The organism is Methylibium sp. T29 (assembly GCF_000576205.1).
In the GTDB taxonomy this organism is placed as follows: domain Bacteria; phylum Pseudomonadota; class Gammaproteobacteria; order Burkholderiales; family Burkholderiaceae_C; genus Methylibium; species Methylibium petroleiphilum.
Genome location: NZ_AZND01000145.1, coordinates 1 through 8,464, shown reverse-complemented (window position 1 = coordinate 8,464; position 8,464 = coordinate 1). Strand labels below are relative to the sequence as shown.

The window sequence follows — 8,464 nt, the reverse complement described above, 5'->3', positions numbered from 1 at the left end:
GCCACGGCAGTGCGCGCGTGGCGGCGGGGCAGCTGGCGCTGAGCGGCCTGTGCTGCGTGCTCACGCCGCTCGCGATGGCAGCGCCCGCCGCGGTGTTCGCGGCGTGGCTGCTGGTGTGGGGCATCAGCGTGGCCGGCGACTCGCCGCAATTCTCGGCGCTGACGGCCACGCATGCCCCGCGCGAGGCGGTCGGCAGCGTGCTGACGCTGGTCAACTGCATCGGCTTCTCGATCTCCATCCTGAGCATCCAGGGCTTCGTGGCGCTGGCACAGCACCACGATCTGTCGCTGTTGCTGCCGTGGCTCGGTCTCGGGCCGCTGCTCGGCCTGTGGGGCCTGCGGCCCTTGCTGGTCCGCGAGGGCTCGCCGCCCTGAGGACTCCCGCGGTCGCAAGCTTCAGTCTTCCCACTCCAGTTCGGCGTAGGCCGCAGTCACGTTGCGGGCGTGAAAAACGTCCAGCAGTCGCCAGTCGGGTCGATCGGGGGCGATGCGCGCCACCGCCTGCGGCAGCGTCAGCCCGGCCTTGAGCGCCGCGCGCACATCGGACTGCAGCCGGGTCAGGTAGGCCTGCTCGGCATCGAGCGCCGCCGGCCAGGCCCGGCTCGGCGCGCCGTGTCCCGGCACGACGGTCGTGATGCCCTGCCAGCCGCGCAATTGCGACAGCGCGGCCAGCCATCCCTTGAGCCGTCCGTCGACCACCGGCGTGTGGTCGACGAACAGCAGGTCGCCGAGAAAGAGCGTGCCGCTGGTCTCGTCCAGCACGCTGAGGTCGGCATCGGTGTGGGCGGTCGGCCAGGCGCGCAGGCTGAGGCGACGCCCGCCCAGGTCGAGTTCGAGCGTGTCGTCGACCCGCCGGGTCGGGGGCACGATGCGGGCGCCGTCGGCGAAGTCGGGACCGAAGTCACGCTTCAGCGCGTTCAGGTAGAACGGGCCGCGCACCGCCAGCGCGGAGGGCAGGCGATGGTGGCCGACGAACTCCGGCGCCGGCTGGCCGGCCGTTCGCCCGGCCTCGGCGAACACGCTGTTGCCGAGCACGTGGTCCGGGTGGGCGTGCGTGTTGATCACGTAGCACACCGGCAGCGGCGTCACGTCACGCACCGCCGCCAGCAGGCGCCGGCCGACCGGCGCGCTGCCGCCGGTGTCGACCACGGCCACGCAACGGCTGCCGACCACGAAGCCGCTGTTCGAGACATCGCCCTGGTTGGTGGGGCCCCAGTCCTCCAGGCGCCGCGATGCAGGTAGACGCCCGGGGCGAGCTGCTCGACCGTCGAGGGCCTGGCCTCAGCGGCCGGCGCAGCATGGCCGATGCCGGCCGCCATCAGGCATGCGACGGCGCCGATCAGCGCGCGGCGCAGCCACGGCGACGCATGCGCATGCACCGGACACCGGGCGGCGACGCGGGACAGGCCGGCTACTCCTTGATGCCGACGTCGAAGAAGCAGCTCTTGCGCGCGGCCGCCTGCAGTTCGCGGAAGCGCTTGATTTCGACCTGCATCACCTCCACGTCGCGGATGCTGTTGCCGCGCTCGCCACCCATGCTGTTGGCGTTGGTGGCAGTGCTCATGGTGGTGAAGTCGTCGAAGGAGATCTGGCTCGCCAGTTTGTCCAGCACGCAGGAGCACTTGTTGAGCATCTCGTAGTGATGCCCGGGGTGCAGCTTCATGCACTCCTGCACGTAAGCGACCCGGTCGGCCGTGGGGTAATCGTGCGCGGCAGCGGTGCCCGCACCGATCGCCAGCACGGCTCCGACGGCAGCGAGCGGGAGGAGGTGCGTCGGACGACGCAAGGAGGTCAGGCGTTTCATGGGCATCACTTCTTGCTGGGTTGTTTGTCGCCGGCCGCCGGGCCGGCAAGGGTCATGACTTCTTCGAGCACCGGAGCGTCGCCCGGCAGCGCGCCGGGAAGCGCTGTCCGCACCTGGTACACGCCGCCGGGTACACCGCTGGCGAGCACGAACGTGTAGCGCTTCTGCGCATATTTTTCGAAGCGGGCGCGTAGCGGATCGGTCTCGTAGGGGTTGAGACTCACCTCTTGCGCATCGACCTCTCGGCCTTCGTAGCTGATCTTGGTGTCGCGCACCTTCGCCTCGTCGACCATCGTCATGCGGATGCGCTTGCGGAAGTAGCCCGACTTGCCCTTGGTCAGGCGCTCCATCTCGCGGATGTCGCGCTCGAGAAAGTAGAGGATGACCGGATTGGCCTGAGCCTCTTCGATCTCCGGCAACTTCATCTTGCGCTCGCCGCTGAGGAAGTTGCCATCGACCGTGCAGCACACCTTGCCCTTGCGCTTCACGTCGATGCGCACCTCGTCCTCGAAGCCCGGCTCCAGCGAGCCCGACTTCACGAAGGTGTAGCGCAGCGAGGCGGGGGCCTTGACGTTCGCCAGTTGGTGATCGACGAACACCAGCTTCTCCGCTCGCGAGAATTCGCTCGGATCGGCAGCCAGAGCGGGAAGTGTCGTCGTGCAGACGACCGCGGACAGCAGCAGTGTGGTGATCGCGCTGCGCTCGATGGGGCTTGCGCCAGGATCATGGTTTCTCCAGTTCGGCCGCGAGTTCGCGGGCCTGTTTCGGGTCGAGCGCCGCAAGGCGCGCGACGGCATTGCGTGATTCGCGCAGCTGGCCCTGCCGCTTGTAGACCTGGGCGAGTCGGGCCCAGCTGCGGTTGTAGGTCGGATCGATCTCCACGCTGCGCTGGAAGGCGCGGATGGAGGGCTCTGGCTGGTGCAGGCCCTCGAAGGCGACGCCCAGCAGGTAGGGTGCTTCCGGATCGTCGCCGGCCTCCTGTTGCCAGCGGTCGGCCAGCTGGGCGAGTGCCGCCCATTGCTGGCCCTGCTCCAGCGCGGCGGCCTGCAGGAAGTAGGGTTGCTCGGTGTCCGGCTGCTCCCAGAAGCTCTTGCCGGCCAGCGGGGCGACCGCGTTGTAGGGCAGTTCGTCGTTGAGCTGCGCGAGCACCCAGTCGGCGGGTGCGGCGAAGTAGTGGCGAGCGCCGCCGCGCAACCGGAAGGTCAGGATGCCGACCAGCTTGCCGTCGGCATTGAACAGCCCGCCACCGCTGGCTCCCGAGCTGAACCAGTTGCTGCTCTGCACGATCTGGCTGCCGGACCAGTGGTGCAGGGCCACCACGTCGCCTTCGCTGAGCTGGATGCCCACCCCGCCGGTGTAGCCCATCGCCAGCACCTGCTGCCCGGGGTGTAGCGAGGCCGCGCGCGCGATCGGGACGGCATCGCCCTCCAGCCTCGGGACCTGCAGCAGACACACGTCGCGGAGCATGTCGGCGGCCTGCAGGTTGGCCGTCCAGCGCACACCGCCCTTCACCACGTTCACGCGCACCGCGTGGCGCGTCACATGGCAGTTGGTCACCACCCTGCCGGGGCCGACGATCACGCCGGAACCGAGCTGCAGGCCGCCCGCGGCGCTGACCGCCTCGATCTTCAGCACGCTCGGCGCCAGCCGGATCAGCGCGGCGCGGTCGATGTCGGCCCGCGCGCCGGGCGGCAGACCCAGCAGCCAGGCTGCTGTGAAGAGGAGGGAAAGCCGACGCATGGAGCCTGCAACTGCACTCGGCGGCGGGACCGGCGGCTCACTGCCGCGTGGTCGCCGCCGGTTCGTTGTCCAGCAACGGCACGTTGAAGTCGCGCAGGATGGCCGTGATCTCGGGCCGCAGCTTCTCGATCAGCGTCTCGATCTGCTGCTTCCACTCGCGTTCGCCATAGCGCACGCCCATCGCCATCGGGAAATCGAACTTGACGCCCGGCTCCGAGCGCATCGGCACGACCACCAGCTGCGGCTGCTGCACCTTCTTCGCGAAGTAGCCGCCGATCGGCCCCCACACGATAGCGGCGTCGATCTTGCCGCTCGCGAGGTCCTTCTCGATGATCTCGCCCGGGTACTGCTTCGGGTCCGCGTTCATGATCTGGTAGGGCACGCCCTGCTCGACGAGCTGGTGCTTGTTCAGCCACTCCGATGCCGGCGAGCGGTCGTAGAGGCCGATGCGCAGCTTCTGGAGTTGCGCGCGATCGAGTGCGAGAAAGTCGTCGATCGACTTCACGCCGTCCAGGCCCTTGCCCGACGCGTAGACCAGCGCGTAGGTCGACCGGTAGTAGGGCTTGGTGGCCGACACCTGGTCGTAGCCGGCCGGCACGCCCATGATGATGTCGCAGCGGAAATCCTCGCCCGGCAACTTGTAGCGCAGCGTGTTGCGCACGAAGGCCAGCCTCTGCGGGAACGAGTAGTACTCGACCGGCAGTCCGAGTTCCTTGGCGAACAGCTCGGCGATCTTGTTCTCGTAGCCTTGTCCGTCGAGGCTGGAGAAAGGCAGATTGTTCGGGTCCTGGCAGACGCGGAAGGCCTTGCGCGGCGGCGGCTCCTGTGCGGCGGCCGGCAAGGCCGCGCCGGTCAGCGCGGCCAGGGCCAGCACGCCGGCGGCGGCAGCTTCGCGTCGTGCAGCGCGCGTCATTGGATCTCTTCGACCTTGGAGCGGGTGATCGCGCCGTCGGAGCGACCCTTCAGATAGGCATACAGATGGTCCATGTTGTCCATCACCTGCGGGCTGCTGCCGAAGCTCTGCATGCCCTTGTCGAGGCGGCCGTCACGGACCGTCTTGACGAAATCTTCCTTGCTCAGCGTCTTCAGGCTGTTGATCAGCGACGGGCCGACCATGCCCTCCTGGTTGGCGCCATGGCAGCGGTCGCAGGCCGCCGCACGCCAGGTGCGGAAACCCTTCATCGTGTTGGCATCGACCTTGTAGCCATCGACAACCTTGTAGAGCGGCTTGTCCTGCGCGGACGCCAGCGGGGCCACGCTGCCCAGGGCAACGGCGGCGAGGGAGACAAGCAGGCTATTCAGTCGGAACATCATGATCAACTCAGGAAAGTAAAAGACTCTCATTGAACGACAAGGGGATGGCGAGCGTTGACCGTTCACCATCCCCGCAACACACCATTCGCGAGGGGCTCGTGCCCCGTCACGAAGTTAACGCTTGCAGATCAGTTCGGCAGTGCAAAGACCGTCAGCGAGCCGCCGAGTTCCGTGTACTGGTTCAGCTCCTTGTAGCCGCCCACAGCACCCAGGCCGTCCTGGTCCTTCTCGAGGCCCGCTGCCATGCCGATGCCGGCCCAGCCGCCGATGCCCGAGAACACGCCCATGTACTGCTTGCCCTTGTGCTCGTAGGTGAACACGTTGCCGATGATGCCGGACGGAGTCTTGAACTTGAACAGTTCCTTGCTGATGTCCTTGGCATCGACGCACTTGAAGTAGCCCTCCAGCGTGCCGTAGCAGCTCAGGCCGCCCGCGGTGTTGAGCGAACCGCTCCACACCGAGAACTTCTCGGCCTTGCTCTGCACGATCTTGCCGGTACCGGCATCCCAGGTGATGTAGTTGCCCATGCCACCATGGCTGCCCGGAGCCGGGAACATCGACAGCGTCGCGCCCACGTACGGCTGGCCCGCGGTGTACTCGACCTTGAACGGCTCGTAGTCCATGCAGACGTGGTTGGTCGGCACGTAGAAGAGCTTGGTGTTCGGGTCGAACGAGGCCGGCTGCTGGTCCTTCGAGCCCAGCGCCGCCGGGCAGATGCCCTTGGTGTTGACATCGGGGCCGTTCTGCGCCGTCGAGTACTGCTTCACGACCTGGGGACGGCCGGTCTTCATGTCGACGTGGGTCGCCCAGTTCACCTTCGGGTCGTACTTCTCGGCCACGAGCAGCGCACCGTTGGTGCGGTCCATCGTGTACGCGAAGCCGTTGCGGTCGAAGTGCACCAGCGCCTTGGTCGGCTTGCCCTTCACGTTGATGTCCGCGAGGATCATCTCGTTGATGCCGTCGAAGTCCCACTCGTCGAACGGCGTCATCTGGTAGACCCAGTTGACCTTGCCCGTGTCGACGTCACGCGACCAGATCGACATCGACCACTTGTTGTCGCCCGGGCGCTGGCTCGGGTTCCAGGTCGACGGGTTGCCGGTGCCGTAGTACATGGCGTTCAGCGCCTTGTCGTAGCTGTACCAGCCCAGGTGGTGCCGCCACCGATCTTCCACTGATCGCCCTTCCAGGTCTTCAGCGACGAGTCGGCGCCCACCGGAGCGACCTTGCCGTCGATCCAGGTGGTGGTCTTGGCCGGGTCGATCAGCATCTCGGCGTCGGGGCCCACGCTGTAGCCCTTCCACGCCGGCTTGCCGTCCTTCAGGTTGTAGGCGGCGATGAAGCCGCGCACACCCCACTCACCACCGGAGATGCCGGTGATGACCTTGTCCTTGAAGACGTGCGGGGCGTTGGTGTTCACGGCGCCGAGCTTCGGATCGCCGTTCTTCACGCTCCACACCACCTTGCCCGACTTGGCGTCCAGGGCCACGAGGTTGGAGTCGGCCTGCTGCAGGATGACCTTGCCTTCGGCGTACGCCAGGCCACGGTTCACCGTGTCGCAGCACATCTGCGGGATGACCGCCGGATCCTGCTTCGGCTCGTACTTCCAGAGGATCTTCTGGGTGTTCAGGTCGATCGCGAAGACCTTGTTGGGGAACGGCGAGTGCAGGTACATCGTGCCGTCGATGACCAGCGGCGAGCCTCGTGGCCGCGCAGCACGCCGGTGGAGAAGGTCCACGCGACCTGCATCTTGCCGACGTTGCCCTTGTTGATCTGGTCGAGCTTGCTGTAGCGCTGGTTGAACATGTCACCAGCCTGCATCGCCCAGTTCTTGGAATTGGCAATGTTCTTCTCGACGTCCGCATTCGCTTGCACGACTGCCGGGATCGCGAGCAGCGCCAATCCGAGGGGGCGCATCAGGCGCCAACCCGAATGCTTAGAAACTTTCATCGTCGTCTCCGTAGTTGGAATGAGTGGGTACAGCTTTGGGTTTGCTCCGTAGCGCTCCCCGACTCTTTTGTAGTCCTGACGTGAGGCACCGAGTACCTAGGACAGACCCTGACCGACCCGGTTCGGGCGGACCCGCCTGACTCAGAATGGCGCAGACACTAGGGGTTGCCCGAGGCTGAATGCAAATAAATCGGCCGGGAACGGGCATTGCGGTGTGCGCGTCGGCGTGACGCGGCCGCGTTCAGCGTGCGGTGCGTGTGTGCGGCGATGCTCGCCGCATTGGCGCGTTGCAGACACAACGCGACCAGCGCGCGGTGCGCGCGCCTTGCCTCGTCAAACGGAAGCGTCGCCTTGGGAGTCGAAAGCCGCGTCGGGCCAGTGCCGCGCCTGCAGCGGCGGCAACGCGGCCTCGCAGCCGAGCATCGCACCGTCGCACTCTTCGCCGTGAGACAGCGCGCCCACGTCCGGGCCGTCGATCCGACCCCGCCGACACCAGCGCCGCACGTCGGCCACCCATTCGTCATCGTTCGCCATCCGACGCTCCGTCATCGCCCGGAATGCCGGACCCTGATTGCATCGTCGGCCTGCGGCGCCATCGCGGCAATCGGCCGACAGAGCAGGTCTCTGTAGGACGGGGCCTACAGACCGGCGTGCGCGGTCCGAGGGGCTTCCGCGGTCGACCGCGCCAGACACCAGTGCCGCTCCGCCTTGTCCGAGTGCTGGCCGCAACGCTTGAGCTCGTCGTCCGGTGCGCGCAGCGCCGGGGGCGCCGCGGTGGACGCCTCGGTGGGGCTCGCGCCGCCCACCCCGATCACGAATGCCGACAGCAGGCCGATGGCGAGCGCGCTGGCGGCGGCGGTGAGACGGTGCAGCCAGGCCGGCATGCCGGAGGGGCGGTTTGAGGCGGCGCTGCGATCGCGTGAGGAACCGTTTGTGCGTGTGTTCAAGGCGAGGCTCCAGGCTGGCCGCGGCGGCTGCCGACTCCCTCCAGCGGACGCATGGTGGCGGTGCGGCCGGGCGCCTGCCATCGGCCGGCGCAGCGACGTCTTGTCGGACGGCGCCTACAAACCCGGCGCCTGCGGCGCTTCGCACGCCCGTGGAGCGCGAACTCCGGAAGAACCGGGCCACAATTCGCAACCAACCTGGTTCTCGATGAGTTCGACGCCACCGCCCCCCGTCAAGACCGCTCTGGGTCACGAAGAACTGCGCCAGCGCACGCGCACGTTCAGCCAGCGCCACCGCACCGTGCTGCTGCTGGTCGACGGCAAGCGCCTGCAGGACGAGGTGCTCGCGCTGGCGTTGAAGGCCGGGGTGGCCCCGACATTTTTCGACGAACTGGTGGCCGCCGGGCTGGTCGACCTGCAGGAGCCGGTGGCGGAGACCGAGGTCGCCGTCGCGCCTGTGAGCGAACCGGGCACCGCGTCGGGTGAGGCCGAGGTGGCGCGAGCCGCCGAGCCGCCTGCGGTCGACCGGACCGACCTGGACGAGGCGGTCTTCCACGACGTGGTGCTGGGGGTCGAGGTGCCGGAGCGGCCCGAGATGCCGGAGCCGGCCCCCTCGACCGACACCCAGGGCGGCCGTGCCGAGGCCCGCCCCGAGCCGAGTTTCGAGGACAGCGTGCCGGTCCCGCTGGTGCTGCCGGCCGGCAGCGCCGAGGCTT

At 67.8% G+C, this 8,464-nt stretch carries 8 protein-coding genes and 3 pseudogenes; 2 read left to right on the top strand and 9 right to left on the bottom strand.

Annotation, left to right across the window (positions count from 1 at the left end; genetic code table 11):
* Positions 1-374 (top strand): annotated as a pseudogene (locus x551_RS15215) (MFS transporter); the annotation flags it as partial.
* A 21-nt stretch (positions 375-395) separates the two neighbouring features.
* Here x551_RS15215 and x551_RS15210 read toward each other — a convergent pair.
* From x551_RS15210 to x551_RS15170, 9 genes and pseudogenes are all read right to left on the bottom strand, one after another.
* Positions 396-1,172: a quinoprotein relay system zinc metallohydrolase 2 gene (locus tag x551_RS15210; protein WP_253950389.1), complete on the bottom strand. Its 777-nt coding sequence runs from the start codon at positions 1,170-1,172 to the stop codon at positions 396-398.
* A gap of 238 nt (positions 1,173-1,410) precedes the next feature.
* Positions 1,411-1,803, bottom strand: a complete 393-nt coding sequence (locus x551_RS15205; RefSeq protein ID WP_011830972.1) for a hypothetical protein — start codon at positions 1,801-1,803, stop codon at positions 1,411-1,413.
* Between the two features lie 5 nt (positions 1,804-1,808).
* The gene (locus x551_RS15200; RefSeq protein WP_051512061.1) at positions 1,809-2,402 is read right to left on the bottom strand and encodes a hypothetical protein; all 594 of its coding nucleotides are present in this window, start codon (positions 2,400-2,402) and stop codon (positions 1,809-1,811) included.
* A gap of 124 nt (positions 2,403-2,526) precedes the next feature.
* Positions 2,527-3,543 carry a tetratricopeptide repeat-containing serine protease family protein gene (locus tag x551_RS15195; protein ID WP_051495747.1) on the bottom strand — a complete coding sequence of 339 codons (1,017 nt, stop codon included), beginning with the start codon at positions 3,541-3,543 and terminating at the stop codon, positions 2,527-2,529.
* A gap of 37 nt (positions 3,544-3,580) precedes the next feature.
* Positions 3,581-4,456 carry a substrate-binding domain-containing protein gene (locus tag x551_RS15190; protein WP_036249270.1) on the bottom strand — a complete coding sequence of 292 codons (876 nt, stop codon included), beginning with the start codon at positions 4,454-4,456 and terminating at the stop codon, positions 3,581-3,583.
* Entirely contained in the window at positions 4,453-4,857 is a 405-nt protein-coding gene (locus x551_RS15185; protein WP_036232980.1) for a cytochrome c, read from the bottom strand. The genes x551_RS15190 and x551_RS15185 overlap by 4 nt, the downstream gene beginning before the upstream one ends.
* A gap of 128 nt (positions 4,858-4,985) precedes the next feature.
* Positions 4,986-6,771, bottom strand: a pseudogene (locus x551_RS15180) (methanol/ethanol family PQQ-dependent dehydrogenase).
* 366 nt (positions 6,772-7,137) lie between these two features.
* Positions 7,138-7,338, bottom strand: a complete 201-nt coding sequence (locus tag x551_RS15175; protein ID WP_036232954.1) for a hypothetical protein — start codon at positions 7,336-7,338, stop codon at positions 7,138-7,140.
* A gap of 104 nt (positions 7,339-7,442) precedes the next feature.
* A complete protein-coding gene (locus x551_RS15170) occupies positions 7,443-7,688 on the bottom strand; it encodes a hypothetical protein (protein WP_036232951.1) in 246 nt (81 codons plus the stop codon).
* Positions 7,689-7,956: 268 nt separating this feature from the next.
* Here x551_RS15170 and x551_RS15165 point away from each other — a divergent pair.
* Positions 7,957-8,464, top strand: a pseudogene (locus x551_RS15165) (hypothetical protein); the annotation flags it as partial.

What these genes read in the sequence shown, in the direction of transcription:
- x551_RS15205 (WP_011830972.1), bottom strand. Translation starts at nt 1,803, where the DNA reads ATGAAACGCCTGACCTCCTTGCGTCGTCCGACGCACCTCCTCCCGCTC.
- x551_RS15195 (WP_051495747.1), bottom strand. Translation starts at nt 3,543, where the DNA reads ATGCGTCGGCTTTCCCTCCTCTTCACAGCAGCCTGGCTGCTGGGTCTG.
- x551_RS15190 (WP_036249270.1), bottom strand. Translation starts at nt 4,456, where the DNA reads ATGACGCGCGCTGCACGACGCGAAGCTGCCGCCGCCGGCGTGCTGGCC.
- x551_RS15185 (WP_036232980.1), bottom strand. Translation starts at nt 4,857, where the DNA reads ATGATGTTCCGACTGAATAGCCTGCTTGTCTCCCTCGCCGCCGTTGCC.
- x551_RS15175 (WP_036232954.1), bottom strand. Translation starts at nt 7,338, where the DNA reads ATGGCGAACGATGACGAATGGGTGGCCGACGTGCGGCGCTGGTGTCGG.
- x551_RS15170 (WP_036232951.1), bottom strand. Translation starts at nt 7,688, where the DNA reads ATGCCGGCCTGGCTGCACCGTCTCACCGCCGCCGCCAGCGCGCTCGCC.